The sequence below is a fragment of the Streptomyces sp. DSM 116793 genome, from assembly GCF_057320905.1.
Genome location: NZ_CM170494.1, coordinates 2170550 through 2197072, shown reverse-complemented (window position 1 = coordinate 2197072; position 26523 = coordinate 2170550). Strand labels below are relative to the sequence as shown.

General features: G+C 73.4%; 24 protein-coding genes and 2 tRNA genes. 23 read left to right on the top strand and 3 right to left on the bottom strand.

Annotated features, from left to right (window positions below; all coding sequences use genetic code 11):
- The first annotated feature begins 27 nt into the window (after positions 1-27).
- From proB to ACSMXW_RS09170, 5 genes are all read left to right on the top strand, one after another.
- Complete coding sequence (gene proB / locus ACSMXW_RS09190; protein WP_485807906.1) at positions 28-1185, top strand: glutamate 5-kinase; 1158 nt, start codon at positions 28-30, stop codon at positions 1183-1185.
- 488 nt (positions 1186-1673) lie between these two features.
- Positions 1674-2144, top strand: a complete 471-nt coding sequence (locus ACSMXW_RS09185; protein ID WP_485805102.1) for a hypothetical protein — start codon at positions 1674-1676, stop codon at positions 2142-2144.
- A 459-nt stretch (positions 2145-2603) separates the two neighbouring features.
- Positions 2604-3908 carry a glutamate-5-semialdehyde dehydrogenase gene (locus tag ACSMXW_RS09180; protein ID WP_485805100.1) on the top strand — a complete coding sequence of 435 codons (1305 nt, stop codon included), beginning with the start codon at positions 2604-2606 and terminating at the stop codon, positions 3906-3908.
- Positions 3909-4056: 148 nt separating this feature from the next.
- Positions 4057-4734 carry an SCO2584 family spore wall biosynthesis protein gene (locus tag ACSMXW_RS09175; RefSeq protein WP_485805098.1) on the top strand — a complete coding sequence of 226 codons (678 nt, stop codon included), beginning with the start codon at positions 4057-4059 and terminating at the stop codon, positions 4732-4734.
- Positions 4735-4938: 204 nt separating this feature from the next.
- A complete protein-coding gene (locus ACSMXW_RS09170) occupies positions 4939-6027 on the top strand; it encodes an SCO2583 family membrane protein (RefSeq protein WP_485805096.1) in 1089 nt (362 codons plus the stop codon).
- Positions 6028-6033: 6 nt separating this feature from the next.
- Here ACSMXW_RS09170 and ACSMXW_RS09165 read toward each other — a convergent pair whose 3' ends face one another.
- Positions 6034-7149 (bottom strand): M48 family metallopeptidase, encoded by a 1116-nt coding sequence (locus ACSMXW_RS09165; RefSeq protein WP_485805095.1) that lies wholly within the window; start codon positions 7147-7149, stop codon positions 6034-6036.
- 139 nt (positions 7150-7288) lie between these two features.
- Between ACSMXW_RS09165 and ACSMXW_RS09160 the strand changes: the two genes are divergently transcribed.
- The 7 genes from ACSMXW_RS09160 to ACSMXW_RS09130 all read left to right on the top strand — a co-directional run bounded on the left by ACSMXW_RS09160 (position 7289) and on the right by ACSMXW_RS09130 (position 12098).
- Positions 7289-7678 (top strand): hypothetical protein, encoded by a 390-nt coding sequence (locus tag ACSMXW_RS09160; protein WP_485805093.1) that lies wholly within the window; start codon positions 7289-7291, stop codon positions 7676-7678.
- A gap of 100 nt (positions 7679-7778) precedes the next feature.
- On the top strand, positions 7779-7937 hold the full coding sequence (locus ACSMXW_RS09155) for a hypothetical protein (RefSeq protein ID WP_485805092.1): 159 nt from the start codon (positions 7779-7781) through the stop codon (positions 7935-7937).
- A gap of 73 nt (positions 7938-8010) precedes the next feature.
- Entirely contained in the window at positions 8011-8676 is a 666-nt protein-coding gene (nadD, locus tag ACSMXW_RS09150) for a nicotinate-nucleotide adenylyltransferase (RefSeq protein WP_485805090.1), read from the top strand.
- Positions 8677-8691: 15 nt separating this feature from the next.
- The gene (locus ACSMXW_RS09145) at positions 8692-10632 is read left to right on the top strand and encodes an LCP family protein (RefSeq protein WP_485805088.1); all 1941 of its coding nucleotides are present in this window, start codon (positions 8692-8694) and stop codon (positions 10630-10632) included.
- Positions 10633-10825: 193 nt separating this feature from the next.
- Positions 10826-11284, top strand: coding sequence for a ribosome silencing factor (rsfS, locus tag ACSMXW_RS09140; protein WP_485805086.1), 459 nt, complete (start codon positions 10826-10828; stop codon positions 11282-11284).
- Complete coding sequence (locus ACSMXW_RS09135; RefSeq protein WP_485805084.1) at positions 11281-11928, top strand: histidine phosphatase family protein; 648 nt, start codon at positions 11281-11283, stop codon at positions 11926-11928. The genes rsfS and ACSMXW_RS09135 overlap by 4 nt, the downstream gene beginning before the upstream one ends.
- 97 nt (positions 11929-12025) lie before the next feature.
- A tRNA-Ala gene (locus ACSMXW_RS09130) sits at positions 12026-12098 on the top strand.
- A 209-nt stretch (positions 12099-12307) separates the two neighbouring features.
- On the opposite strand, the gene ACSMXW_RS09125 is transcribed toward ACSMXW_RS09130, so the two are convergent.
- Complete coding sequence (locus tag ACSMXW_RS09125; RefSeq protein ID WP_485805082.1) at positions 12308-13204, bottom strand: helix-turn-helix transcriptional regulator; 897 nt, start codon at positions 13202-13204, stop codon at positions 12308-12310.
- A 112-nt stretch (positions 13205-13316) separates the two neighbouring features.
- On the opposite strand from ACSMXW_RS09125, the gene ACSMXW_RS09120 reads away from it, so the two are divergent.
- The 11 genes from ACSMXW_RS09120 to holA all read left to right on the top strand — a co-directional run bounded on the left by ACSMXW_RS09120 (position 13317) and on the right by holA (position 25803).
- On the top strand, positions 13317-14777 hold the full coding sequence (locus ACSMXW_RS09120; RefSeq protein WP_485805080.1) for an MFS transporter: 1461 nt from the start codon (positions 13317-13319) through the stop codon (positions 14775-14777).
- Between the two features lie 65 nt (positions 14778-14842).
- Complete coding sequence (locus ACSMXW_RS09115) at positions 14843-15109, top strand: hypothetical protein (protein ID WP_485805078.1); 267 nt, start codon at positions 14843-14845, stop codon at positions 15107-15109.
- 3 nt (positions 15110-15112) lie between these two features.
- Positions 15113-15346 (top strand): hypothetical protein, encoded by a 234-nt coding sequence (locus ACSMXW_RS09110; protein ID WP_016643127.1) that lies wholly within the window; start codon positions 15113-15115, stop codon positions 15344-15346.
- A gap of 244 nt (positions 15347-15590) precedes the next feature.
- Positions 15591-15663: transfer RNA gene (locus tag ACSMXW_RS09105), tRNA-Ala, on the top strand.
- Positions 15664-16298: 635 nt separating this feature from the next.
- Complete coding sequence (locus ACSMXW_RS09100; protein WP_485805074.1) at positions 16299-17102, top strand: hypothetical protein; 804 nt, start codon at positions 16299-16301, stop codon at positions 17100-17102.
- Between the two features lie 63 nt (positions 17103-17165).
- Positions 17166-18011 (top strand): DegV family protein, encoded by an 846-nt coding sequence (locus ACSMXW_RS09095; RefSeq protein WP_485805072.1) that lies wholly within the window; start codon positions 17166-17168, stop codon positions 18009-18011.
- A 1039-nt stretch (positions 18012-19050) separates the two neighbouring features.
- Positions 19051-19755 carry a ComEA family DNA-binding protein gene (locus tag ACSMXW_RS09090; RefSeq protein ID WP_485805070.1) on the top strand — a complete coding sequence of 235 codons (705 nt, stop codon included), beginning with the start codon at positions 19051-19053 and terminating at the stop codon, positions 19753-19755.
- Positions 19756-20132: 377 nt separating this feature from the next.
- On the top strand, positions 20133-22781 hold the full coding sequence (locus ACSMXW_RS09085; RefSeq protein WP_485805068.1) for a ComEC/Rec2 family competence protein: 2649 nt from the start codon (positions 20133-20135) through the stop codon (positions 22779-22781).
- 279 nt (positions 22782-23060) lie between these two features.
- The gene (locus ACSMXW_RS09080; RefSeq protein WP_485805066.1) at positions 23061-23942 is read left to right on the top strand and encodes a YceI family protein; all 882 of its coding nucleotides are present in this window, start codon (positions 23061-23063) and stop codon (positions 23940-23942) included.
- Between the two features lie 199 nt (positions 23943-24141).
- Positions 24142-24387, top strand: a complete 246-nt coding sequence (locus ACSMXW_RS09075; protein ID WP_485807904.1) for a hypothetical protein — start codon at positions 24142-24144, stop codon at positions 24385-24387.
- Positions 24388-24792: 405 nt separating this feature from the next.
- The gene (holA, locus tag ACSMXW_RS09070) at positions 24793-25803 is read left to right on the top strand and encodes a DNA polymerase III subunit delta (protein WP_485805064.1); all 1011 of its coding nucleotides are present in this window, start codon (positions 24793-24795) and stop codon (positions 25801-25803) included.
- A gap of 318 nt (positions 25804-26121) precedes the next feature.
- Here the strand turns inward: holA and rpsT are convergent, their stop codons facing one another.
- A complete protein-coding gene (gene rpsT / locus ACSMXW_RS09065; protein WP_485805062.1) occupies positions 26122-26388 on the bottom strand; it encodes a 30S ribosomal protein S20 in 267 nt (88 codons plus the stop codon).
- Positions 26389-26523 lie beyond the last annotated feature (135 nt).

Here is a 26523-nt window from a genome sequence, read left to right as displayed (position 1 = left end):
GCAGGCGATGACATCCGCAGGGCCACGGTGGTGGACGCCCGCCGGGTCGTGGTCAAGGTCGGTTCCTCCTCGCTGACCACCGCCGCCGGGGGCCTGGACGCCGACCGTGTGGACGCACTTGTCGACGTGCTCGCCAAGCACCTGCCGCCGCGCGGCGCGGCCCGTGGGGCAGCCGCGGAGGGCCGGGCGCGGCGGGCGCCGGGCGAGCGGGAGATCGTCCTGGTCTCGTCGGGCGCGATCGCCGCCGGTCTCGCCCCCCTGGGCCTGCGCCGCCGCCCCACCGACCTGGCCCGCCAGCAGGCCGCCGCCAGCGTCGGCCAGGGCCTGCTGGTGGCCCGCTACACGGCATCCTTCGCCCGCTACGGCATCCGTGTCGGCCAGGTCCTGCTCACGGGCGACGACACCAGCCGCCGCGCCCACCACCGCAACGCCGCCCGCACCCTGGACAAGCTGCTCGCCATGGGCGCGCTGCCGGTCGTCAACGAGAACGACACCGTCGCCACCGACGAGATCCGCTTCGGCGACAACGACCGCCTCGCCGCCCTCGTCGCCCACCTCGTGCACGCCGACCTCCTGGTGCTGCTCTCCGACGTCGACGGCGTCTACGACGGCGACCCGGGGCAGCCGGGCAGCGCGCGGATCGCCGAGGTGCGCGGCCCCGCCGACCTGGACGGCGTCCGGATCGCCGGCACGGGCCGGGCCGGCGTGGGCACCGGTGGCATGGTCACCAAGGTCGAGGCGGCCCGGATCGCCGCCGCGGCCGGCATCCCCGTCGTCCTCACCTCCGCGAGCCGTGCCGCCGACGCCCTCGCGGGCCGGGACACCGGTACCTATTTCCGGCCCGCCGAGCGGCGCTCCGCGGACCGGCTGCTCTGGCTCCAGCACGCCTCCACCCCGCAGGGTGCCCTGACCTTGGACGACGGGGCCGTGCGCGCGGTCGTGGAGGGCCGCAAATCGCTGCTTCCGGCCGGTATCGCGGGCGTCGACGGAGACTTCACGGCGGGTGATCCCGTCGAGCTGTGCGACAGCACGGGGCGCCCCGTCGCGCGCGGCCTCGTCAACTTCGACGCCAAGGAGATTCCCCGGCTCATCGGCCGGTCCACCCGCGAGCTGGCCCAGGAGCTCGGGCCGGCCTACGAGCGCGAGGTGGTGCACCGGGACGACCTGGTCCTGCTGCACCCGTAACCCCTCCTTGTGCGCCCGTGGCGCCTCGTGCCTGCGCGTGGGGGCGGCTCGTGTCTGCGCCTCCCGCGCGCCCGGAGCGGCTCGTGTCTGCGTCTCCTGTGCGCCCGTGGCGGCTCGTGCCTGCGCCTCCCGCGCGCCCGGAGCGGCTTGTCCCCCCGGCCTTCCGGCTCCGTCTGCTGCCGGGGCCGCCACCGCCTCCTGCGGCATTCGTGCGCCTTCTCTGCGGCACCCTCGGCGTCGCACCCGCCGCTGGCCCACCCGCGGTGCCGTACCTCGGCCGAGGGCCCCGCGCCGCGGCACGGCGTGCCGTGCGCCCGGGGTACCCGTGAGGTCGGGTCCGCCGCCGGGGCCTCCCCCTGGCGGTGTGTACGTTCCGCAAAAGCACCCCGCGGCGCGGTCCGGCCTGGTCAACTTTGAGCGATGACCTTCCGCTTCACCTCCCCGGATGCCTCGACGGCCTGGGAGGTGCCCCCAGCAAAGGAGACCCCGTGAGACGAGCATGCTCAGAGGCGACGTCCCGCGGCGGCGGTGGGCCCCGCACCTTGAGCGCGGTGGGGCAGGGGCGGCCCCTGGTGGGCGTCGCGGCCGGGGCCCCACGGCACGACGCCACCGAGCAGGCGCCCCGCCTGTGGCACATCACCCTCAGCGTCTCCGGCGCCGAAGCACCCCTCAAGGACGTCCGGCAGGGGCTGGAACAGCTCGCCCAGGACCACCCCTTCCTGCTCACCAGCAGGTACGCCAACGACCACGCGGAGATCCGGTACTGGGAGGAGGCCCGCGACCTGCACGACGCCGCGGCGGTGGCGCTGCGGCTGTGGGGCGAGCACCGGCGGACCGCGAAGCTGCCGCCCTGGGAGATCGTCGGCCTGGAGGTCATCGACCGCGAGACGTACCACCAGCGCATCGCCGCCGGCCACGGCCCGCTGCCGGCGACACCGGTCGGCGTGCACCCCTTCTGAGGCGCTGCCCACTGAGCCGCTGCCCTTCCGAGCCGCCTCTCGTGCCGAGCCGCCTCCTGTACCGAGCCCCTCCTCTGCCGAGCCGCTTCCTGTGCCGAGCCCCCGGGCCCCGGCCGGCCCGCGGCTCGTCCCGCCGAGTGGCCCGCGGCAGGCACGTCGGTGGGTTCCTCGCGGTTCCCCGCGACCCCTCGGGGCGCGAAGCACCACCCAGGGGCCCGGGGACCGCGCGCCCAGCCACCGGCCGACGGCCGCTGACGGAACCGCAAGGTGCTCGGGCGCAAGATCGCTGAGGGGGCCGGGACGTCGGCCCCCTGGAGCACCCGCTCCCGGGGCGCCTGCCCCGTCCATGCGCGCCGCCTGGCATCGCGTGCGCCCCCTTCTGCCGCCATGCCCCGGTGTGCCGTCTCGGGGTGTGGAACACCGCATGGAATGCCGCCCGGGTCGCATTACGCTGCCAGCATGACGTCGCTCTCCGAGAACTTCACGGGCTCGCCGTACGACACGATGTCGCCGGTCGCGCAGGCCGCCTACCGCTCGCGGGCCGCCGCGGCCGACCTCGCGCCGCTGCCGCGGGCCACCAAGGACGACGTGCTGCTCGCCATGGCGGACGCGCTGGAGGTCCGTACCAGCGAGATCATCGAGGCCAACCAGCTCGACATCGCCGCCGCCCGCAAGACCGGCACCAGCGAGGCCATCATCGACCGCCTCACCCTGACCCCCGAGCGGGTGCGGGCCATCGCCTCGGACGTGCGCGACGTCGCGGCCCTGCCCGACCCGGTCGGCGAGGTGGTCCGCGGCTCCACGCTGCCGAACGGCATCGACCTCCGCCAGGTCCGCGTCCCGCTCGGCGTGGTCGGCATCATCTACGAGGCCCGGCCCAACGTCACCGTGGACGCCGCGGCCCTCTGCCTCAAGTCCGGCAACGCCGTCCTGCTGCGCGGCTCCTCCTCCGCCCACCAGTCGAACACCGCCCTCGTCCGGGTGCTGCGCGACGCGGTCGGCGGCGCCGGGCTGCCCGCCGACGCCATCCAGCTGGTGCCGGGGGAGAGCCGCGAGTCGGTGCGCGACCTGATGCGCGCCCGGGGCCTCGTGGACGTCCTCATCCCGCGCGGCGGGGCCTCCCTGATCCGCACGGTCGTCGAGGAGTCCACCGTCCCCGTCATCGAGACCGGCACCGGCAACTGCCACGTCTACGTCGACGCCCAGGCGGACCTGGACATGGCCGTCGACATCCTGATCAACTCCAAGGCCCAGCGGCCCAGTGTCTGCAACGCCGCCGAGACCCTCCTGGTGCACCAGGACATCGCGGCCGCCTTCCTGCCGCGCGCCCTGGACGCCCTCGCCGAGGCCGGGGTGACCGTGCACGCCGACCGCCGGGTGCTCGCCCACGCCGAGTCGTCCAAGGCCACGATCGTCCCGGCCACCACGGACGACTGGGAGACCGAGTACCTCTCCTACGACATCGCGGCCGCCGTCGTCGACTCCCTCGACAAGGCCGTCGAGCACATCAGGCTCTGGTCCTCCGGGCACACCGAGGCCATCGTCACCACCTCCCAGCAGGCCGCACGCCGCTTCACTCAGCTCGTCGACTCCACCACCGTCGCGGTGAACGCCTCGACGCGGTTCACCGACGGCGGCCAGTTCGGCTTCGGCGCCGAGATCGGCATCTCCACCCAGAAGCTGCACGCCCGCGGCCCCATGGGCCTGCCCGAGCTGACCAGCACCAAGTACATCGTCACCGGCGACGGCCACACACGCTCCTGACCTCGGCGGACACGCCGGCCGCCGGGCCCGGGCAGGGGCGCGGTGGCCGGGCTGCCGTGCCCGGGGCCGTCCCGGTCGGCCGTCTCACGGGCTGGGAGAATTTCCTTACCGTCTGCCCAAATTGACCCCCCAGGTCTACGCTGGTCATGTGCCGGAGAATGTGGGGGGCGCGCCGTTCCCGGACGGCAGGGAGCCCGACAAGGACCACAACCACGGAGACGCGGACGACGAGTTCGCCTCCGTGGTCTTCGACGAGGAATTCGTGAGGTCGGCGCCCGTCCATGAGCCCACGGCCGTGGAGCGCCTGCTGGCGGCCGCGGAGGCGCGGGCGGAGGCCTCCGAGGCGGAGGCCCGCCGCGCCCGCACCCGCCGCTCCCGCTCCGACGACGACCTCTACGAGGACGGCTTCGACCCGGACGACACCCGCGGCCGGTACGGCCACGAGCTCGACGACGACCTCTACGACCCCGACCTCCTGGAGGACGGCTACGGCCGCCGCCTGCGCTACGGCGCGCCCGCCCGCTGGCACCGCCCGGTGGCCTGGCTGCTCGCCGTGGTGATGGGCGTCGGCATGGTCGCCCTGGCCTTCACCGCGGTCTACCGGGGCGCCTCCTCCGGCCGCCAGGACCGGGTCCCGGCACCCGCCTCGACAGACGTCGGAAAGACACCGGGCCGGCACGGCGGCACCCCCAGCGCCCCGGCGGACGACCGGGTTCACTCCCCCGGCGGTAGCCCGAGCGCCCGCACCCGCGCCTCCGCGGAGCACGGCCGGGGCCTGCCGGAGCACAGCAGGCCCCCGGTCTCCACGGCGCCCCACGGCCCGTAGACGGGCCTCTGCCGGCCCGCCAGGCCTCCCCGGACACCCCGGGGCCGCGTGCACACCGGGGGCCCCGTGCACCCTTTCGCCGCCGTACGGGCCGTCAGGCGGCCCTCCATGGCGTGAAGTCGGCCCGAACGCCGGATGAAAGCTGTCCGAAGTTGTCGTGCAGCAGTGCGTTTACCCGACAGCCCGGCGACCTACCCTGAAGGTATGGGCGGGCCAGGAGGACACCCACCGGACGGCGCACCCGAAGGCGTGCCCGGCGGCGGTGAGGACGAGTACCGATCCGTCGTCTTCGACGAGTCGTTCGTCCGCGCTGCCCGTCTGCAGGAGTTCTCCGCACAGGAGCGGATGGCCGACCACGCCCCCGCCGTGCGCCGCCGCCCCTCGCTGCACCGCGGGCTCTCCCGGCAGGCCCTGATCCTCGTCCTGCTGATCGCCGTCGCCTTCGGCACCGCCGTCTACATGGGCGTGCGCCGCCCGAACCAGCCCCCGCCCGCGCCGCGCGCCGAGCCCCTTCGGATGACCGTCATCCCGCTCGCCCCGCCCCAGCCGGTGCCGGGCGCCGACAGCGCCGCGTACCTCTTCGCGCACAGCCCCGCCGCGCAGTTCAGGGTGGGTGCCCGGGGCATCAACCTCCCCATCTCGCGGAGCACCGCCCACTTCTCGGAGGGCCAGGTGGTGGCGGCGCTGCTCACCGCCAAGGACTACCTCGTCGAGTCGTCGCTCGACCCGGAGGTGCTCGCGGGCCGTGTCGTGCGCCCGGTGCGGCTGCTGGTGGACTCCCAGCAGCTCGACCAGTTCGACCTGAGCTTCGCCCACCCCGCCGCGGACGGGCGGCACGCCCCCACCGGCTGGCTGGTCCGCTTCGACCCCACCACCACCCGGCTCGCCGACCCCGAGATCCGCGTCGAGGGCACCCTGCACGCCGCCGAGACCAGCGCGCAGACCCTGGAGGTCACCTCCGACCACACCTTCGTCTACGCCCTGCGCCCCGCCGGGCACGGCACGGGCGGGCACGGTCAGGTCTCGCTGTTCACCGTCCGCCGCCAGATGGTGTTCCGCTTCGACCGCGACGACCTGCGGCTGCACCAGGCCGCTGTGTTCGGCGCCTATGTGCAGGCCGGGCCGCTGTCCTGCTCCGCCCGCTCCGCGGACCGGCTGCGGCCGCTGCTCGCCGGGCAGAAGGCGAAGCCGGGCGGGCCGCACGCCGGCACCGACCCCTACGCGACCGGCCGGGCCGCCGAACTCTGCGGGACGCTCGCCCCCACCGCCGAGCCCAGTCCGTCCGTTTCGTGAGCGGGATCAGTCCGTCCCGGGACCGGGCTCGTCGCCCGGGTCCTTCCCGGCTCCGGAGGACCGGTCCCGGGTGCCGGAGCCCGCGCCCCCGCCGAAGGAGCCGAACGCACTGCGCACCTTGCCGCCCAGGTCGCCCGCGCCGCCCGCGAGGTCGGAGACCAGTTTCATCAGCGGGTCCTTGGAGTTGCGCACATCGCTCGCATAGGAGGCCGCCGACTGCCGGAACGAGTCGGATACGGAGGTGTTCCCGTCGTCGTCGCGGTGCGGGTAGTGGCCGTCCAGGATCCTCTGGTAGTCACGGGACTCCGCCCACGCCTTCAGCTCGGCGGCGCGCACCGTCGCGAACGGATGCGTGCGCGGCAGGATGTTGAGGATCTTCAGCACCGAGTCCCGGAGATCGCCCCCGGCCTCGTACTCCTCGGCCTGTTCGAGGAACGCGTCGACGTTCATCTCATGGAGGTGGTTGCCGCCCGCCATCTTCATCAGGCCGCGCATCGAGGCCCGCAGGTCCTGCCCGACCAGCAGCCCCGCGCGGTCCGCCGACAGCTCCGACTTGCGGAACCACTCGCGCAGTGCGGTCACGATCGCCATCACGGCGACGTTGCCGAGCGGGATCCAGGCGACCCGCAGCGCCAGGTTGGTGAGGAACAGCAGGACGGTGCGGTACACGGAGTGACCGGACAGGGCGTGGCCGACCTCGTGGCCGATGGCCGCCCGCATCTCCTCCTGGTCGAGCAGCTCCACCAGTCCCGTGGTGACCACGATGATCGGCTCGTCCAGGCCGATGCACATCGCGTTCGGCTGGGGGTCCTGGTTGACATACATCGGCGGGATCTTCTTGAGGTCCAGGATGTAGCAGGCGTCCCGCAGCATGTCGTTGAGGTGCACGAACTGGGCGTCCGACACCCGCACCGAGTCCGACAGGAAAAGCAGCCGCAGGCTGCGCTCGGGCAGCAGGCCGCTGAGCGTCCTGAACACGGTGTCGAACCCGCTCAGCCTGCGCAGCGCCACCAGGGCGGAGCGGTCCGCCGGGTGCTCGTACGCCCGGGAGGAGATCCCGGGGAACCGCGAGCGGGACCTGCCGGGCACCCGGTCGTGCGGTTCGTAGTCGGCGTCGGTCATGCCATCCCCCATGCGGTGTCGGTGCCCCCGAGGCGGGCTCCAGCCTAAGCGGAGTTACGGTGACGGGGCAGCGCACACGTGCGGCTGTGCACATTCCATGACATTTGTGCGAGCCGCAGTCACCCAGGAGTCGCCCCCCATGGAGTACATCTCTCACACCGCCTGGCTCGCAGGTGCCGCGAGCGCCGCGGAGAAGCAGGGGCCGGGCCCCCTTCTGCGCACGGTTCTGGCGGTGCTGCTGGTCGGCGCCGCTCTGATGGCGTGGTTCCTGCTCCGCGGCTACCGGAACGACCGTTCCCCCGAGGACGGCGCCCCGGAGCGCTCATCCAGGGGCGACGGCGGACGGAGTGCCCCGGGAGAGGCCGCTGCCGCGGCGGACGCGCCGTCGTCCGGGGCACCCGGCCCCGAGAGCGCCGCGGGCACCTCGGGCACGGCCGGGGACGGCGGGAGCACGGCCCGGGACACCGATGACAGGACGGCCGCAAGGAGTGCTCCCGGGGACACCGGGGCCCCGCGGCGGGAGCCGTAGACCAGAGTCGGCGTGAGCGCCGGCGACGCACCCGCATACGATGGCCCGGAAGTCTTCAGTCCGTTGCCCGACACCACCTTCCGGATAGGTCCAGCCGACGATGAGCCTCCACAGCACAGCCGCCCAGATGGTCACTCTCGCCGCCGAGGGCGAGGGCGGCAACCACCCGAGCCTCAGCCCCTACCTCACCGGCGGCGGCGCGCTTTTCGTGCTCCTTCTGCTGCTGTGGATCACCACCCGTTTCAACCGGGACCGCTGAACCGGCGCGGTCCCCTCCCCGCCGCCGGTGGGGCCCGCCCGGGCCCGTGGCCGGGCCGGTAGGGTCAGCACGCATGGGAGAGCAGGACATGCCTACCGGTCAGCACAGGCCGGCCGCCCGCCGGGACGTTCCGGCGGGCCCGGTGAGCCCGGGCAAGCGCCGCCTGGGCGTGATGGGCGGAACGTTCGACCCGATCCACCACGGCCACCTGGTGGCCGCCAGCGAGGTCGCCTCGCAGTTCCAGCTCGACGAGGTCGTGTTCGTCCCGACCGGGCAGCCCTGGCAGAAGACCGAGACGGAGGTCTCCGCGGCCGAGGACCGCTATCTGATGACGGTCATCGCCACCGCGGAGAACCCGCAGTTCTCGGTCAGCCGGATCGACATCGACCGCGGCGGCCCGACCTACACCACGGACACCCTGCGCGAGTTGCGCGATCTCAACCCCGACACGGATCTCTTCTTCATCACCGGGGCCGACGCCCTGAGCCAGATCCTCACCTGGCGCTACACCGACGAGCTGTTCTCCCTTGCGCACTTCATCGGCGTCACCCGCCCCGGGCACCTGCTCGCCGACCCGGGCCTGCCCGAGGGCGGTGTCACGCTCGTGGAAGTCCCCGCGCTGGCCATCTCCTCCACGGACTGCCGTGCGAGAGTCGCGGCGGGCGATCCCGTCTGGTACCTCGTTCCGGACGGTGTGGTGCGTTACATCGCCAAGCGCAACCTGTACCGCGGCACCTGAGCCGGGAGGGCACCTGTGAACGAGCGACACGACGGATACGCGGGAGACCGGTACGAGATCGTCGGCTACGACGCCTACGGCCAGCCCGTGTACCGCCAGGTGCCGCCCGAGCGGACCGCCCAGGAGACCCGGGATCCCTACGGCCGGCCGTACGGCTACGACGACCCGTACGGCACTGCCCGGCAGCCCGACGTGCCGCCCTACGACCCCTATGGGACCGGTCAGCAGCCCGCCGCCCCGCAGCACGAGGGGTACGGCACGGCTCAGCAGCCCGTCGTGCCGCCGCAGGACGCCTACGGGACGGGGCAGCAGCCCGTCGTGCCGCCGCAGGACGCCTACGGCACGGGGCGTGACCCGTACGGCACCGGCCATCAGCCCGTGGTGCCCCCGCAGGATTCGTACGGCACCGGGCAGCAGCCCGCCGTGCCGCCCCACGACCCGCAGGGGACCGGGCGGCAGCCGATAGTGCCGCCGGTCCCGCCGGGGTCGCAGGACCCGTACGGGACCGGCAGACAGCCCGTGGTGCCCGCTCAGGACGCGTACGGCTCCTACGACCCCTACGGCCCCGGGACGGACCCCGGAGGGCGGCAGGGGCCCGTACAGCCGCCTCGGGAGCGCGGCCCCGACGCCGGCGGGCCGGGCGGGGGCGCGTCCGACGGCGAGTACCGGACCGAACAGTTCTCCTTCGTCGAGGATCCCGACGAGGAGTCCGACGACGTCATCGACTGGCTCAAGTTCACCGAGAGCCGCACCGAGCGGCGGGAGGAGGCCAGGCGGCGGGCCCGCAGCCGCGTCATCGCCCTGGTCGTCGTCCTGGCGCTCGTCGCCGCCGGCGGCATCGGCTACCTCTGGTACGCGGGCAAGCTGTCCGGCCTCTCGGACAGCGGCACCAAGGGCGCCGCCGAGGCGACGGGACCGCAGAACCGGGACGTCATCGTCGTCCATCTGCACAACACCAAGGGCGGCGGCACCTCCACGGCCCTGCTCGTCGACAACACCACCACCCAGCACGGCACCACCCTCCTGCTGCCCAACTCGCTCGCCCTGACCGGCGACGACGGCACCACGACCACCCTGGCCAAGTCCGTCGACGACGACGGCTCCAGCGGCACCCGCGACTCCATCGACACCCTCCTGGGCACCCGGATCGAGGGCACCTGGCGGCTGGACACGCCCTACCTCGACAACCTCGTCGAACTCGTCGGCGACATCGACGTCACCACCGACGCCAACGTGCCCGACCCGAACGCCAAAAAAGGGAAAAAGGGAGATACCGGGCCACTGGTGAAGAAGGGTGAGAACCAGACCCTCAGTGGCCCGATGGCCGTGGCCTACGCCACCTACCGTGCGCCGGGCGAGCCGGAGACCGCGCAGCTCAACAGGTTCGGACAGGTCTTGCTGGGGGTGCTGCGCAAGATGTCGTCCGACCCGCAGTCCGCCACGGTCACCGTCCAGACGCTGGCCCAGATCCTCGACCCCTCGCTCACCGACAAGGACCTCGGCGCCTTCCTCGCCAAGCTCGCCGACCACGCCAAGGGCGGCGACTACAAGACCATGGTGCTGCCGGTCCAGCCGGACGGCACGGTCAGCGAGCAGGCCACCGACAGTGTGGTCAAGAACGTGCTCGGCGGCACCGTCAAGGCCCCTGACGAGGGCGCGGCCGTACGCGTCGGTGTCAGGAACGCCACCGGCGCCAAGGCGGCGACCGACTCCGCACGGGTCGCGCTCGTCAACGGCGGCTACACCTTCATCGACGGCGGAGCGAACACCACGGCACGCACGTCCTCGCAGGTCACCTACGCGGACGCGGCGAAGAAGCAGGACGCATCCGAGGTCGCCGAGACGCTCGGCCTGCCCAGTGGTGCCGTCAGGAAGGGCGACGTCCCGGCGAACGCCGATGTGTCGGTGACCCTCGGCGAGGACTACCACTACAAGAAGGAGACCGCCTCGCCCTAGCCGTCGGGGCCGTGCCCCGACGGGGCCTTCGGCGGCGGCCTTCCCGGGTGACGCCCTGACAGCCGGCGGTAATCGTTTGAGGCGCCGTCGACGGTCCGTGAGACCCTGGGACGTACTGACCGCGACGCACCGCCGGCGGCAGGCGCGTTCCCGCGCGCCCCGGCGCCGTCATGTCCCGACCGAAAGCTGAGTAGTGACCGCCACGGACCGTTCCTTCGAGCTCATCAACGCCGCCGCCCAGGCCGCCGCCGACAAGCTCGCGCACGACATCATCGCGTACGACGTCAGCGACGTGCTGGCCATCACCGACGCCTTCCTGCTCGCCTCCGCGCCCAACGACCGCCAGGTCAAGTCGATCGTCGACGAGATCGAGGAGCGGCTGAACAAGGAGCTGGGCGCGAAGCCGGTGCGCCGGGAGGGCGACCGCGAGGCCCGCTGGGTGCTGCTCGACTACGTCGACATCGTCGTGCACGTCCAGCACAGCGAGGAGCGCGTCTTCTACGCCCTGGAGCGGCTCTGGAAGGACTGCCCGGAGATCGAGCTGCCCGCCGACGCCAAGGCCACCCGGGGCAGGAGCGAGCAGTACGCACAGCGCGAGCGGGCGGCAGAGGAGGCCGAGGAGCTTCGCGAGCTCGGCGGGGAGCTGCGATGAGCGGCGGCCGCCGCGGCCGCCGTGTCATCCTGTGGCGGCACGGCCAGACGGCCTGGAATCTCGAACGCCGCTTCCAGGGCAGCACGGACATCGCACTGACCGAGGCCGGACGCGGCCAGGCCCGCCGTGCCGCCCGGCTGCTCGCCTCGCTGCGCCCGCACGCGATCCTCGCCTCCGACCTCAGCAGGGCGGTCGACACGGCCGCCGAGCTGGCCCGTGTCACCGGCCTGGACGTCACCTACGACGACGCCCTGCGGGAGACGTACGCGGGCGTCTGGCAGGGCCTGACGCACGAGGAGATCATCGCGTCGTACGGCGACCAGTACGCGGCGTGGAAACGCGGCGAGCCGGTGCGCAGGGGCGGTGGTGAGCTGGAGACCGAGGTCGCCGACCGTGCCGCCCCCGTCGTGCTGCGCCATGCGGAGAAGCTGCCCGCCGACGGCACCCTGGTCGTTGTCAGCCACGGCGGCACCATCCGGACCACCATCGGGCGCCTGCTCGGCCTCGAACCATGGCACTGGGAGAGCCTCGGCGGGCTCTCCAACTGCTGCTGGTCCGTCCTCGGCGAGGGCATGCGCGGCTGGCGGCTGCTCGAGCACAACGCCGGAACCCTGCCCGAGCCGGTGCTCGGCGACGACGACTGACCCCGGGCCGGTGCCCCGCGCTGGCCCGGATTTCACATTCCGGCAGCTCGCAGGCTAGAGTTCTGCTTGTTCGCCACACGGAGCGGGACGAACACAAGGGGCTATAGCTCAGTTGGTAGAGCGCCTGCATGGCATGCAGGAGGTCAGGAGTTCAATTCTCCTTAGCTCCACGAGTGCGAGGGCGAGGTTGGTCCGCGGAAAGCGCGGATCGACCTCGCCCTCGTCCTTTTGCCCGGCCACGCCTCGCGTGGCGGGGGCTTCGCCACCCGCACCCCTTCCAGGCCTACCGGGGGAAACCCGGCCCTCCGGTACATGTGCAAGACCTACCGAGCGTGGGGCACGGTGGGCGGGTACGAGCGTTCCCGGTTCGCTCCGGGGGTCAGCTCTCCGGGGCCGCTGAAGCCGGCACGCGCGCGTGGGGCAGTGGCGAGGGACCGGCGCCCCTCGCCCGTTCCCGCAGGACGGCCATGCGGCGCTCACTCTCCGCGTCGTCCGGGCTGTAGGTGACGATCCGGCACTCCGGCATCCCATTGATCGACAGCGAGACCGTCGTCATGCGCAGCTCGCCGACCGCCTCGTGCAGGTAGCTCTTCACCCGGGGCCCCGGCGGCACCACGTCGCCGCTCTCCCAGAGCCGCGCGAACTCCTCACTGGCCGCCGACAGCTCCCGTATGAACCGCTCCCAGGCCGGCTCGCCGGCGTGCCGCCCGTACGCCGAGCGCAGCGTCGCCACCAGCGTCGGCACCTGGCACTCCCGGTGTAGCAGCGCACACACCGGGGTCTCCGCTGTGAACAGCGTCCACAGAGCGTTGCGGGGACCGCCGCGGGGCGACCCCACCAGGAAGAACAGCTCGCGATAGGCCCGGTTCGTCGCCAGGACGTCGTAGCGGGCGTTGTAGACCACGGCCGGGCGGGGGTCGAGAGCGTCCAGGATGCTCTGGATCTCCGGGCCCACACTCTGCGTCACAGCCGTCGGATCAGGCGTGTACGGCACCTCCGCCAAGTGGTACAGGTGCTCGCGCTCCGGCTGGTCGAGCAGCAGGGTGCGCGCCACCGCGTCCAGGACCTGCGGCGACGCGTTGATCGGGCGGCCCTGTTCCAGCCAGGTGTACCAGGTCACGCCGACCCCCGACAGCTGCGCCACCTCCTCGCGGCGCAGGCCGGGAGTGCGCCGGCGCGAGCCCGGTGGCATACCGACGTCCGCCGGCGTCACCCGGGCCCGCCTGCTGCGCAGAAAGGCGGCCAGCTCCGGCCTGCGGCGCTGTGTCGTCGCCATAGTCGTCACATCCCCCATCCTGCGCTGCCCGCCCGGTGTCTGCCAGGTGCTGCCGGTACCAGCATCAGCGGGCTCTCGTTACCCGTATCCGGTCGGCGTGAGGCTCGCTGCCATGACCACCATCACCCCGGGGACCGCCGGCGGGAGCCCACACCGCGCTCCCAGTAGAACCCGCGGCCCCGACAACCACCCCGGACGACTGCTCGCGGTCGTCCTCGCCGGCCAGTTCATGGCGCTGCTCGACGTGTTCGTCGTCAACGTCGCGGCCCCCACCCTCCGCACCGACCTGGGCGCCTCCGGGGCTCAGCTGCAACTCGTGATCGCCGGGTACACCCTCACGTACGCGGTCCTGCTCATCACCGGTGCCCGCCTGGGCGGGCTGCACGGGCACAGCAGGATGTTCCTCGCCGGCCTCGCGGTGTTCACGGCCGCCTCCCTGGCCTGCGGGCTCAGCGGCAGCACAGTGCAGCTGATCGTCTTCAGGCTGGTCCAGGGCGGCGGGTCCGCGATGATGATCCCCCAGGTGCTCAGCCTGATCCAGCGCACCTTCACCGGCGAGGCCCGCGCCCGTGCGCTCGGCACCTACACGGCGGTGCTGGCGACCGGCTCCGCCGCCGGTCAGGCGGTCGGCGGCGTCCTGGTCAGCGCCGACCTGTTCGGCACCGGATGGCGGCCGGTGTTCCTGGTGAACGTGCCGATCGGCGTCGTCCTGCTGCTGTGCGGCCGGCGTGTGCTGCCGCGCGAGAGCGTGGAGAGGGCGCGCGGCCGCGGGCTCGACCTCCGCGGTCTGGTCCTGCTCGCCGCAGCGGTCACGCTGCTGACGGTGCCCCTGGTGCTCGGCCAGGAGGAGCACTGGCCCGTGTGGTCCTGGCTCTCGCTGGCAGCCGCCGCCCTGGTCTTCGCGCTGTTCTGCCGGTACGAGGCGCGGCTCGCCGGGCGCGGTGGCGCACCGATCATCCCGCCCAGGCTCCTGCGCGGCTCCGGAATGGGCCGGGCCGTCTTCCGGATCGCCGTCACCATGGCGATCAACGCGGGATTCCTCTTCGCGCTCACCCTGCACGAGCAGAGCAGCCTGGGCTTCAGCGCGCTGCGCGCCGGCCTGACCTTCGTGCCCCTCGCGGCGGCCTTCGGGCTCGTCGGGCAGACCTGGCGCCGCTGGCCTGGCGCCGTGCAGAAGGCGCTGGTCCCGGTCGGCTTCCTGCTGACCGCGGCGGCGGTCACCGCCGTGGGCCTGATCCTGCACGGCGGGGGGACCGGCGGCGCGGCCGTACTCGTGGCCTACTCGGCCCTCGGTATCGGCATGGCGCTCGCCTTCAGCCCGACGCTCACCAGGGCACTGGCTGACGTACGGCACGAGCACGCGGCCGACGCCAGCGGACTGCTCGCCACCGTCACCCAGCTCGGCTCGGTACTGGGCGTCGCCGCGTTCGGCACGCTCTTCCTGAACCGTCTCGCCGCGCATGTGCCCCCCGGAGGGCATGCGTCCGCGGATGCCCTCCTTGTGTGCATGATCGCTCTCGCGGGGGCCGCCGTCCTCGGTGCCGTGTCCGGACTGGTACGCCTGCGTCGATGACCGCCTCGTTCCTCCGTGGCAGAATCAAACTGCCGGTAGGGGACGCCCGACGGGAGGGAGAAGTGATGCCAGCGTGCATCCTCGGGGAGGCCGACCGCCTCCTCGAAGCGGTGAGGAGACCAGATCCGACCACTCCCTCCAGGCCCCTCTCCACCCGGCCCCTCCCCACCCGGCCCCTCCGCGGCGCCTCACCCGGCGCGCCGTCCTCCGGCCCCTGTCTCAAGACCCGCCTCACCTGCCCGTCGTGCGGGTCCTCCCACGTCGCCCAGATGCTGGGCGACAACGGCGGAATCTCCTACGTGTGCACGGCCTGCGGCCATAGCTGGAGCTGATAGATGGGTGCGCACAGGCGGAAGTGCGATTGGTGCGGCAGCGGCACTCCGATCGTCCGTGACATGGAACCGGTCAACCCGGACTACCAGTACTGGTGTGAGGAGTGCGCGCGGGCGCTGATCATAAAAGGCGATCCCATCGAGACCTACCGGGAGCTGGAGGGGGAGCCGATCTACGGTCGGCTCCTGGACGAGCACTGCACCCTGAAACGGTTCTACTCCTTCGCCACCGCGTGACGCCCTGCCACTGCGTGAGGTTTGCCAGCGCGTGAGGCTTCGCCACTGTGGTGGGGCTTTGCCAGTGCGTGCGGCTTCGCCATCGCGGTGAGGCTTTGCCACTGACGCTTTGGCACGGCGTCGTGACGCCGTGGGTCCGTCCGGGGCGGTGCGGCGGGGGCGGGGGTCCCAAACGATTTGGTGATCCACCCGGAGGACCGTGTAAAGTTGGCGCAGCCGCCGGGCAACCGGAAGGCGGCCACTCGGGGCTATAGCTCAGTTGGTAGAGCGCCTGCATGGCATGCAGGAGGTCAGGAGTTCAATTCTCCTTAGCTCCACAAGTACGAGGGCGATCCGGATCCGCTGCGAAGTGCGACCGGATCGCCCTCGTCGTTTCTGCTGGACTCCATATCGGCCGCGGACCCCCCTTGTGAGCGCCCGCCGTGCCCGGGCCTGTCGGCGCGGTTGTCCTGCGGTCGGCCCGCTGGGGGCTGGTTGCTCTTGTTGCCGGTGGAGGCGAGCCGCTGCGGAGTGGGTGCGCCGCTGCGGAGTGGGTGCGCCGGTCGAATGCCGGCGCGACGCCTCGGGATGGCGGCGCGCCCCCTCGAGGTGGCGGTGTGCTGTCGCCTTCGGGTCGCCGGTGCGGTGCCGTTGTCGAGCCGTCTGTGTGATGCCGCCTTTCCGGTCGCCGGTGCGGTGCGGCTTTCGGGCGTCCGCGCGGCTCCCTGCCGGGGTTGCTGGGGCCGTTGTCGCGTGTGTGGCGCGGGGGGCGGTGGGTGGCCATCGGGCAGGTCGGGCGTCTCCTGTAGGGGCAGCTTGAGGGTTGAGGGGTACGACGGAACCCCCGACGCGGGTTTTACGTTTACCGTGGAGAGACGGGAGCCGCGCGAGCGCCGGAGCGGTTCGTCCCGGGGCTGTCGGGGCTGTCGGGGCTGTCGGGGCTGTCGGGGCTGTCAGCACCGTAAGGAGGGTCATGGAGACCGTGATCGCCGTCATGGCGGTGCTGTTCCTTCTGTTCGTGGTGCTCGGCGTCTACGCCACCGTCAGGGTGGTGGGCGCAGCCAAGCGCAGCGTCGACCACACCATCACCCAGGCCAGGCGCACGGTCGAGGACTCCGCCCTGCGCGCGAAGGCGTACGCACAGCCCGGCGTCGCCGGCGAGCTGGCCCAGTTGCGGCTGCGGCTGCGCACCACCATGCGTGCCACCCAGGACGCCCTGCACGCCAAGGCGGCGGAGGACGGGTCGCTGAAGGAGTCCCTCAGCCTCTTCGAACGCCTCAGCGTCCACGGTCACGAGCTGGACGACGAGCTGAAGCGCCTGGAGCGCGACCCCGACCGCTCGGCCTTGGCCGCCCGGCTCCCCGAGCTGCGCCGGCGCACCCAGCGGATCACGGAGTCCGCGGACGCGTTGCGCTGGGCCGCCCGCGACCGCGCGCACCGCTTCTCGGACGACGATCTGGACAGCCTCAGCGCGCAGATCGACATGGAGGCGGGAGCGCTGCGGCACTGGGCGCACGACACCGAGCCCCCGCAGCAGCGGCAGCACGCCCCCGGGCCGGCCTCAGCATCCCGTGAGCACCGAACCAGGCCGCCGGCGCCCGGCTGGCCGGAGCCCCCGGCGCCGGACGCCCCGGGAGCCGAGCAGGCCTGGCCGGACGCCCCCTCCTCGACCGCGCGGGCGGACGCCCGCGGGGCCTCCCGCCCGGAGCTCACTCCTCCGGTCCGGCAGCGCACCCACCCCTGGCAGAAGAAGCCCCGCCCCGAGAACACCACATGACCTGCACACGGCCGGACGGGGCTGGGCTGCCGACCGGCGCCACCTGCGGGTAATCTCCAGCTCATGTCCCGCCATGTCGCCATCGTCACCGATTCCACGGCCTACCTGCCGCAGCGGATGGTGGAGCGGCACGGCATCACCTCCGTGCCGCTGACCGTGGTCCTGGGCGACCAGGCACTGGAGGAGGGCACAGAGATCTCGGCGCGCTCCCTCGCCCAGGCCCTCCAGAAGCGGCGACCGGTGACCACGTCGAGGCCCAGCCCCGCCGTCTTCGCCGAGACCTACCGCAAGGTGGCCGAGGCGGGCGCGCAAGGCATCGTCTCCCTCCACCTGTCCGCCGAGTTCTCCGGAACCTACGACGCCGCGGTCCTCGCGGCCCGAGAGGCGCCCGTACCCGTACGGGTCGTGGACACCGGCATGGTCGCCATGGCCCTCGGCTTCTGCGCCCTGGCCGCGGCGGAGACCGCGGAGGCGGACGGCACCATCGACGAGGCCGTCAACGCGGCGGAGAAGCGAGCGGCTGGCACGGCCACATATTTCTATGTCGACACGCTCGACTACCTCCGCCGGGGCGGCCGGATCGGCGCCGCACAGGCGCTGCTGGGCTCCGCGCTCGCTGTGAAACCGCTGCTCCAGCTCGACGCGGGCCGTATCGAGCTGTTGGAGAAGGTACGGACGGCATCCAAGGCCATCGCCCGGCTGGAGGAGATCGTCGCCGAGCGGGCGGGGACCGCCGAGGTCGACATCGCGGTGCACCACCTCGCCGCACCGGAGCGTGCGGCACTCCTCGCCGACCGGCTGCGGGACCGGGTACCAGGCCTGGCCGACCTGCATGTGAGCGAGGTCGGCGCGGTCATCGGGGCGCATACCGGTCCGGGGCTCCTCGGCGCCGTGGTGTCACCGCACTGACGTGGGGAGGTTCCGTCGGGTGGGGTTTCCCTGGTCGGTGCGGTCGGTGCGGTCGGTGCGGTCGGTGCGGTCGGTGCGGTCGGTGCGGTCGGTGCGGTCGGTGTGATGGGTGCGGTGGGCGGTGCGTGGGCTTTGGCGCCGTCCCGGTCGCGCATTGTGTTCTGGGGTGACCGGCGACCAGGATGGCCCGGAGCCGCCGGAGCCGCCGGAGCCGCCGGAGTCGCCGGAGTCGCCGGAGTCGCCGGAGCCGCCGGACGGGCGGAGCGGCCGGACGGGCGGAGCGGCCGGAGCGGCCGGAGAGGCAAGGGTGGCCCCCGGGGTGGCCGGGGAGGCTCGTCCGGGTACCGGACCCCGCGGTTCTTCACACGTCCGGGTGACGAGATTTTCCACAACTGCTGAGTAATCCACCGGAATTGACCAAGATCCACAATGCGCGGCGGCGCTTACTACCGTCTCGGGCATGGCAACTCGATCACTCTCCGTACGCAAGGCGACCACAGCGACCAGCGGGCCCGGCCGTGGCCCCGGCTCCGACGGCCGCGCCCGTCACCCCCGAGTCCACACGCGCAGCACCCGCGCCCGCCGGCACCAGGCCGTACAGGAGGCCATGCGGTTACGCGCGGCGGTGGTGTTCGGCGAGCCTCCGAGGGTTCGGGGGCCGGCGGCCTCCGTGACCCCGGGCGGGCCTGCGGCCGCCGCAGCGCGGCCGGTTGCCGAGGGCGCCGGCGGTACCCCTCCGGTGGCGACGGCTCCCCGGCGCGATCCGGAGACCGGCTCCGTCGGCCTTCCCACGGGCGCCTCCGGAATCGCGGCCGAGGCCCGCTCCGGCGGTCCTCCCGAGGTCGGGCCCCCGGGCGCGCGCGAGAGTGGCACCCGGGCCAATACGCGAGAGAGCGGCGCGCGGGCCGGTGCGGGAGCTGACAGCCAGGCCGGTGAACGGATCAGCTCGCCGGGGAGCGACTCGGCAGCAGCGAACCGGAAGGCCGGCTCCTGGCGAGCGAGGGCTTCCGCCGCGGTGCGGGACCGCCTGCCCCTGTGGATGCAGTCCCTGCAGGCCCGCTTCGGCCTGGAGATCCGCAGCCTGATCGCCCTGACCGTGGTGCTGGTCGCCGCGGCGGCCTTCGCCGTGCAGCACTTCTGGGCCGGTCGAAGCCAGTCGGTCCAGGCACCGGACGTGGTGCGGGCGGCACCCGAGGGGGCTCGCGAGGAGCCGCCCCCGGAGGAGGCGCCGGCCGCGCACAGCACGGCAAGCCCGGGCGCCACCGGCGGGACGGGCAGCACCATGATCGTCGTCGATGTGACCGGCAAGGTGCGGCGCCCGGGATTGCAGCGGCTGCCCGCCGGCTCGCGGGTCGCCGACGCGCTTGAGGCCGCCGGTGGAGTCCGCGCTGGTGTCTCCACGGACGGGCTCAACCGCGCCCGGCTCCTGGTGGACGGCGAGCAGGTGGTCGTCGGCAAGCGGACAGCGGCGGCGGGCGCGGTGACGGGCGCCGGCGCGATGGGAGCGCAAGCGGTGGGCGGCGGTGCCGGGGCCGCCGCGGCGGCCCCCGCGGCCCCCATCAGCCTGAACTCCGCCACCCTGGAGCAGCTTGACACACTCCCGGGCGTCGGCCCGGTCCTCGCCCGGCACATCATCGAGTACCGCACACAGCACGGCTCCTTCCGCTCCGTGGACGAGCTCCGCGAAGTCAACGGCATCGGCGACCGCCGCTTCGCCGACCTGCGGAATCTCGTACGGCCATGAACGCCCGGACGCCGCCGGGCGACAGCGCCACGCACGCGGCCGGCAGCACGCACCCCGGTACGGTGACCGGTCCCAGCACGACGCCCCACGCCCGGGTCACCGTCACGCGTGCCCGAGCCGCTGCCACTCCCCACGCCCGGGTCACCGTCACCCCTGCCCGAGCCGCCGCCACGTCCCACGCGCGAGTCACCGTCACCCCTGCCCGAGCCGCTGCCACTCCCCACGCGCGAGTCACCGTCACCCGTGCCGGAGCCGCCGTCGCCTCCCGCGCCCGAGCCGCCGCGCTCGACGTTTACGTCACCGCCGCCCACTGGGCCGACGGCACAGGACCACCCCGTCCGCCCGGCCGCAGGGCGGACTCCGGCGAGCGAGGTTCCGTGGGCCCGCCCTCGGAGGCCCGCCCGGCCGTTCACCGCGACGCACCCGGCCGGCTCGGCGCATCCCATCCCCGGCAGGAGGGCCCGCCGGATCTGCGCCTGGTCCCGCCGGCCCTGGCGACCTGGGGCACGGCCGCCCTGATGCTGCACGCACCACCGGGCCTGGCCGTCACGGTCGTGGCGCTGTCCACGCTGCTGGCCGCAGCCCTCGCCGCACTGGCGAGGAAGGCGGCCGGGCAGGGCACGCAGCGGGGCCGCGGGCGTCGGCCGTGGGCGCGGGTGTCCGCGGCGGCGGTCCTGCTCTGTGTCGCCGCCTCCGCCGCCTCCGCGGCCCTGCACGGCGTCGACCTGCGACGCGGTCCCCTGCCGGCGCTGGCCCGCACGTACGCCCAGGTCACCGTCGATGTGGAGATCAGCTCGGATCCGCACCGCACCCGGCCCCGGGTCACCGGCGACCACATGGCTCCGACGGCGATCGTGCTCGATGCTCGGGCCGTACGCGTCGCCACCGCGGACGGCGCGACCCATGCCATCCGGACCCCGGTCCTGGTGATCGCCGAGGCGCCCCGGCCGAGGACGGCCGCAGGCACGGCCGGTCAGGCCACGCGGAGAGAGGCCGCCCGGTCCGCCCCGCCCGGCCAAGGTGTCGACAACCCCGGCACGGGCCCGCCGCGCGCAAGGGCCGAAGCGGCCCACGCCTCCGCGTGGGAGGGACTGCTGCCCGGTACCCGGGTGCGTGTGCCGGCGCGGCTGGCTCCGCCGTCCTCCGGGGGCGACCGGATCGCCGCCGTGGTGAGAGTGGCGGGGGACGCGCCACCCAGGGTGGTCCGGCGGCCGTCGGCGCCGCAGCGACTCGCCGGCCGGCTCCGTGCAGGGCTGCGTACGGCCACGGAGGACCTGGCGCCGGATGCGCGTGCGCTGCTGCCGGGGCTGGTGGTCGGGGACACCGGCCGTGTGCCGCCGGAGCTCCGTGAGGCGTTCGACGCGACCGACCTGACCCATGTCCTGGCGGTCAGCGGTGCCAACCTCACCATCCTGCTGACCCTCCTGATCGGACCGCCGGGCCTTGCGCACCGTGCCGAGCGGCGTGGGCTGGCGCCACGCCTGGGTATCGGCCTGCGCGGCGCGGCACTGCTCGGCGGACTGCTGGCACTGGCGTTCGTGGTGGTGTGCCGGCCGGAGCCCAGCGTGTTGCGGGCCGCCGCCTGCGGCGGGATCGCGCTGCTCGCCGTCGCGACGGGCCGGCGCAGATCCCTCGTTCCGGCGCTGGCGGCGGTGGTACTGCTGCTCGTCCTGTACGACCCGTGGCTGTCGCGGAGCTATGGCTTCCTGCTCTCCGTGCTGGCGACCGGCGCCCTGCTGACGCTCGCGCCCCGGTGGGCGGGGGCGCTGCGGGAGAGGGGCGTGCCGCCGAGAGTGGCGGAGGCGCTGGCGGCCGCGGCAGCCGCTCAGGCGGTGTGCGCTCCGGTGCTGGTGGCGCTGGCGTCGAGGGTGAGCCTGGTGGCGGTGCCGTGCAATCTGCTGGCCGAGTTCGCGGTGGCCCCCGCCACCGTGCTGGGGTTCGGTGCGCTGGTGGCTGCACCGGTGGCCATGCCGTTCGCCAGGGCTCTCGCCTGGTGCGCCGGGTGGCCGGCGGGCTGGCTCGCGGCCATCGCCCGTACCGGTGCGGGCCTGCCCGGGGCCCGCGTCGACTGGCCCGGGAGCTGGCGGGGCGGTCTGTTGCTCCTCGCGGTCGGCGCGGCGGTGGCCCTGGCGGGGCGGAAGCTGATCGGGCACCCCTGGGCGTGCCTGGTCTGCGTCTGCGGCCTGCTGCTCCTGGTCCTGCAGCCGAGACCGCTGCCCCGGGTGCTGGCGGGCTGGCCGCCGCCCGGATGGCGGTTCGTGATGTGCGACGTGGGCCAGGGCGATGCCACGGTGCTCGCGGCGGGTGACGGCACGGCCGTGGTGGTGGATGCCGGGCCAGACCCGGTCCTGGTCGACCACTGCCTGCGCACGCTGGGCGTCACCCGTGTCCGGATGGTGCTGCTCACCCACTTCCACGCCGACCATGTTGCCGGGCTGCCGGGTGTGCTGCGGGGCCGGGAGGTCGGGATGATCGAGACCACCGGGTTCCAGGAGCCGCGGAGCGAGGCGGAGTTCGTGCGCAGGGCGGCCGCGGCCCGGCACATCGCGGTCACGCAGGCGGTGGCGGGGGAGCGGCGGAGGGCAGGGGCGCTGGAGTGGCAGGTGGTGTGGCCTCCGCCGCAGCAGGCGCCGGAGCCCGACGGGCCGAATGACGCGAGCGTGGCGCTGCTGGTGCGGACCGGCGGGTTGCGGTTGCTGCTGCTCGGGGATCTGGAGCCGGTGGCGCAGCAGGCGTTGCTGAGCGGTCCGGCAGGGGCCGGGCTGGGGCGTGTGGACGTGCTGAAGGTTGCCCATCACGGCTCCGCCTACCAGGATCCGCTGCTGATACGGAAGGCCGCACCCAGGCTGGCCTTGATCTCGTGCGGCGCGGACAACCCTTATGGCCACCCTTCGCCGCGTACGGTCGCGGCGCTCCGGGCAGGCGGAGCCACGGTGCTGCGCACGGACGAGGACGGTTCGCTGGCGGTCGTCGGGACGGCCGGGAGCGGGTTGCGCGTGGCGGAATCACCTGCCTCGCCATGGTGAGAAAGACCACATATCGCGCCGTCAGGAGGCATTGCGGGTAGGCAGGACGCCAATCCGTACGACCGGCGGGGTCACCCAGCTCAAGGCGCCCGATTACTTCGGGCCACACGAGGCGGTAACCAGCGTCAGTGCTGGATTCCCGCGATGTGGGCCCGGGTTGTGCCGAACACTGTCACGATGGGTGAAGATATCTTCGCAAAGTCGATCGGCTAAGCGGGTGTTCACGACTGCCCGTTCACAAGTTCTGACAGCTCTCACATCGCACTGGGGTGTTCGCGCATGTTCGGCCGCAGGAAGGGAAACCGCACCGCACGCGGGCTGAGGCAAGGCCTTGTCCCGGCCATTCCCATGCCACCGGACGCGGGGGCGTTGAGCTGCCGGGTGCTCGATCCCGTCAACGAGCCGGTGAAGCACGCCGAGTTGGCCGTCAGCGACACTCTGGGCCGTACCGTGGTGGCCGGAGGCACGGACCCGTACGGCTCGTTCATGGCGACCGTGCCCGCCGGGGAGTACCGCCTGGCGGTCTCCGCGGACGGCTATGCGCCCTACCGCGCGACCGCGACGGTCGCGGAGCACAGCCTCGCCTCGCTCGGCGATCTCACCCTGCAGATCTCCGAGCCGCCGCCGCTGCCCGCCCCCGGGGACTGGGAGATCGAGCCGATGCACACCTCGATCGGCTTCACCGCACGGCACATCGGCCTTGCGCGCATCCACGGCCGGTTCAACACCTTTGCAGGTGCGATACGGATCGCGGACCCCATCGAGAGCTCCGCGATGCACGTGGTCATCGACGCCGCCTCCATCGACACCAACGTTCCGATGCGCGACAACCACCTGCGGTCCGCCGATTTCCTTGATGTGGAGCGCTTTCCGACGCTGGAGTTCTACAGCGACCGCTTCGTGCACAAGGGCGGCAGTCACTGGGCCATCCCCGGCGCCCTGACGCTGCACGGCGTCACCCGTACGGTCACGCTCGACGCCGAGTACCAGGGCCTCGGCAACGGCATGGAGGGCGAGACCAGAGCGGCCTGCCGTGCCACCGCCGAGCTGCATCGCGATGATTTCACGGTCAGCTGGCAGACGATGCTGGCCCGGGGTATCGCGGTCGTCGGCCCGAGCATCACGGTGAACCTCGACGTGCAGATCGTGCCGAAGTCGTGAGCCCGTCAGCGGGGCGGCCCCGTCACCGGGGCGGGCCGGGCACGGCCCGCGAGCCCCTGCGAGGCGATGCCGTGGCGGGACGCCGGCGCGTCTGCCCCCGGTCGTCGGTGCCGGCCGACTGCCGGGAGAATGCCGAGGTGGGAAGTGATGTTCGAGTGATGCGAGTGGTGCGGGGCACGTGGACGAGATGAGTGACGGCATGGGCGATGCCAGGCATGTGCTGGTGCTGCCCGACCGTGATGCGGCGGAGGAGGCGGCCGAGGCGCTGGGCGAGCGGTTCGGAGTTGCGGAGGAACCCCAGGTGCTTCGCGACGCCCTCGCCGGAGAGGACGACGCCGAGGACGCCCAGTGGCTGCTGGTCGTCGAGGACGCCGAGGAGCGGCTCGACGCCCGGGCACTGGACGAGTTCGCCGCCGAGTGGGACGGCTGGCGCGAGGACCCGTGAGCCACCCCGGTCCGGCGGCCCCGCCTCGGCTCCGCCTGCCCGGCCCCCCGTCCCGGGGTCTCCGCTGGCCCCTACCGGGCTCCGGCCGAGCCCGCTGCCGGGATTGCGCCGGGCCCGACGCCTGGCTCCCGCCGAGCCCGATGCCTGGCTCCCGCCGAGCCGGCCGCCGGGATTGCGTCGGGCCTGCTGCCTGGCTCCCGCCGAGCCTGCTGCCGGGCCTCTGCCGGGCCGCACACCGGGCGGCAGCCGTCGCGTCCGCCGTGCGCGGCCTCTGCCGGGACCGGCACCCGAGGGGGCCTCGTGCGGGGGCCTGCCCGCGTCCGTCCTCGGCTGACCCGCCGCCGCGCCCGAGGGCCCGGCCGACGCGCACGGGGCTGTCAGTGGTGCGTGGGATGCTTGACCGCGATGGCCAGGAACAGCGAACGCACCGCAAGCAGCCGCAGCACCGCCGCGTCGGACCCGCTGGCGCCGGTCACCGTCGCCGTGGGGCAGGAGGAGCTGCTGCTCGACCGTGCCGTGCAGGAGGTGGTGGCGGCCGCCCGGGCCGCCGACCCGGACACGGACGTCCGGGACCTCACCCCGGACCAGCTGGCGCCGGGCACGCTGGCCGAGCTGACGAGCCCGTCGCTGTTCGCCGAGCGGAAGGTCGTCGTCGTACGCCAGGCGCAGGACCTCTCGGCGGACACGATCAAGGACGTCAAGGCCTATCTGACGGCGCCCGCCCCGGAGATCACCCTTGTGCTGCTGCACGCCGGCCTCGCCAAGGGCAAGGGCCTGCTCGACGCGGCGCGGAAGGCGGGGGCACGCGAGGTCGCCTGCCCCAAGGTGACCAAGCCGGCCGACCGGCTGTCGTTCGTGCGGGCGGAGTTCCGGGGGCTGGGCAGGTCCGCGACGCCGGAGGCGTGCCAAGCGCTGGTCGACGCGCTCGGCAGCGACCTGCGGGAGCTGGCCTCGGCCACGGCGCAGCTGGTGGCGGACGTGGACGGCACCATCGACGAGGCCGTCGTCGGGCGCTACTACACGGGCCGCGCGGAGGCGTCCAGCTTCACCGTGGCCGACCGAGCGGTGGAGGGCCGCGCGGCGGAGGCCCTGGAGGCGCTGCGGTGGTCGCTGTCGACCGGGGTCGCACCGGTACTGATCACCAGCGCCCTGGCGCAGGGCGTGCGGGCCATCGGGAAGCTGTCCGCCGCGCGCGGGGGGCGGCCCGCGGATCTCGCCCGGGAGCTGGGCATGCCGCCGTGGAAGATCGACCGCGTCCGCCAGCAGATGCGGGGGTGGACGCCCGACGGTATCGCCGTGGCGCTCCGGGCCGTGGCGGAGGCGGACGCAGGCGTCAAGGGCGGCGGTGACGACCCGGAGTACGCCCTGGAGAAGGCGGTCGTCACCATCGCCCGCGCGGCCCGCTCCCGTCGGTAGCCGGCCCGTCCCCGGACCCCGGCGGTCGGTCCTGTGGGGGCCGCCGGGGCCGGGAACGCGAAAAACCCCCTTCCCGGCCCCGGGGAAAGGGCCGGAAAGGGGGTTCCCCGAACTGCTGTGGGGCTCCGCCGCAGCGTCGTGGCGAACGCGGACGAGTGCGGAGCCGGGGGTGCCGGTGGGGAGCGGATGAGAGGGCCCGCTGGGGTCCCGCCGGCGTCAGACGTGCAGGTGGCCGTTCACGTGGCCGTGCGGCTCACGTGGCCGTCCGAGTGGCCGGGTCGGCCGGGTGTGGTTCACCGGGCCGCCCGTCAGGGCGGCTCAGCCCTTGAGGGACGCGACCTTCGACGCCAGGGCCGACTTCTTGTTGGCGGCCTGGTTCTTGTGGATGACGCCCTTGGAGACGGCCTTGTCCAGCTTGCGCGAGGCCTCGCGCGCGGCGGCCGTGGCCTTCTCGGCGTCACCCGCGGCAATGGCCTCACGGGTGCGGCGGATCGCGGTCTTGAGGGAGGACTTCACGGCCTTGTTGCGCTGCCGGGCCTTCTCGTTGGTCTTGATCCGCTTGATCTGGGACTTGATGTTCGCCACGAAAGAGCCTTTTCAGGTACAGGTTCAGCTACAGGAAGGATGATCTTTCACGTGTCCGGCTCGGGCGCCCGCCCGGCCGCGCGCACCACGCCGCTCAGCGGCGGGTCCAAGACGGTCGGGAAGGGTCCGAAGACA

Excerpts from the sequence above, each read along its gene's own strand:
- ACSMXW_RS09180 (WP_485805100.1), top strand. The coding sequence starts at position 2,604 with ATGACGTCGCTCTCCGAGAACTTCACGGGCTCGCCGTACGACACGATG.
- ACSMXW_RS09170 (WP_485805096.1), top strand. The coding sequence starts at position 4,939 with ATGGGCGGGCCAGGAGGACACCCACCGGACGGCGCACCCGAAGGCGTG.
- ACSMXW_RS09165 (WP_485805095.1), bottom strand. The coding sequence starts at position 7,149 with ATGACCGACGCCGACTACGAACCGCACGACCGGGTGCCCGGCAGGTCC.
- ACSMXW_RS09160 (WP_485805093.1), top strand. The coding sequence starts at position 7,289 with ATGGAGTACATCTCTCACACCGCCTGGCTCGCAGGTGCCGCGAGCGCC.
- ACSMXW_RS09155 (WP_485805092.1), top strand. The coding sequence starts at position 7,779 with ATGAGCCTCCACAGCACAGCCGCCCAGATGGTCACTCTCGCCGCCGAG.
- nadD (WP_485805090.1), top strand. The coding sequence starts at position 8,011 with ATGGGAGAGCAGGACATGCCTACCGGTCAGCACAGGCCGGCCGCCCGC.
- ACSMXW_RS09135 (WP_485805084.1), top strand. The coding sequence starts at position 11,281 with ATGAGCGGCGGCCGCCGCGGCCGCCGTGTCATCCTGTGGCGGCACGGC.
- ACSMXW_RS09125 (WP_485805082.1), bottom strand. The coding sequence starts at position 13,204 with ATGGCGACGACACAGCGCCGCAGGCCGGAGCTGGCCGCCTTTCTGCGC.
- ACSMXW_RS09120 (WP_485805080.1), top strand. The coding sequence starts at position 13,317 with ATGACCACCATCACCCCGGGGACCGCCGGCGGGAGCCCACACCGCGCT.
- ACSMXW_RS09115 (WP_485805078.1), top strand. The coding sequence starts at position 14,843 with ATGCCAGCGTGCATCCTCGGGGAGGCCGACCGCCTCCTCGAAGCGGTG.
- ACSMXW_RS09110 (WP_016643127.1), top strand. The coding sequence starts at position 15,113 with ATGGGTGCGCACAGGCGGAAGTGCGATTGGTGCGGCAGCGGCACTCCG.
- ACSMXW_RS09100 (WP_485805074.1), top strand. The coding sequence starts at position 16,299 with ATGGAGACCGTGATCGCCGTCATGGCGGTGCTGTTCCTTCTGTTCGTG.
- ACSMXW_RS09095 (WP_485805072.1), top strand. The coding sequence starts at position 17,166 with ATGTCCCGCCATGTCGCCATCGTCACCGATTCCACGGCCTACCTGCCG.
- ACSMXW_RS09090 (WP_485805070.1), top strand. The coding sequence starts at position 19,051 with ATGCAGTCCCTGCAGGCCCGCTTCGGCCTGGAGATCCGCAGCCTGATC.
- ACSMXW_RS09080 (WP_485805066.1), top strand. The coding sequence starts at position 23,061 with ATGTTCGGCCGCAGGAAGGGAAACCGCACCGCACGCGGGCTGAGGCAA.
- ACSMXW_RS09075 (WP_485807904.1), top strand. The coding sequence starts at position 24,142 with ATGGGCGATGCCAGGCATGTGCTGGTGCTGCCCGACCGTGATGCGGCG.
- holA (WP_485805064.1), top strand. The coding sequence starts at position 24,793 with ATGGCCAGGAACAGCGAACGCACCGCAAGCAGCCGCAGCACCGCCGCG.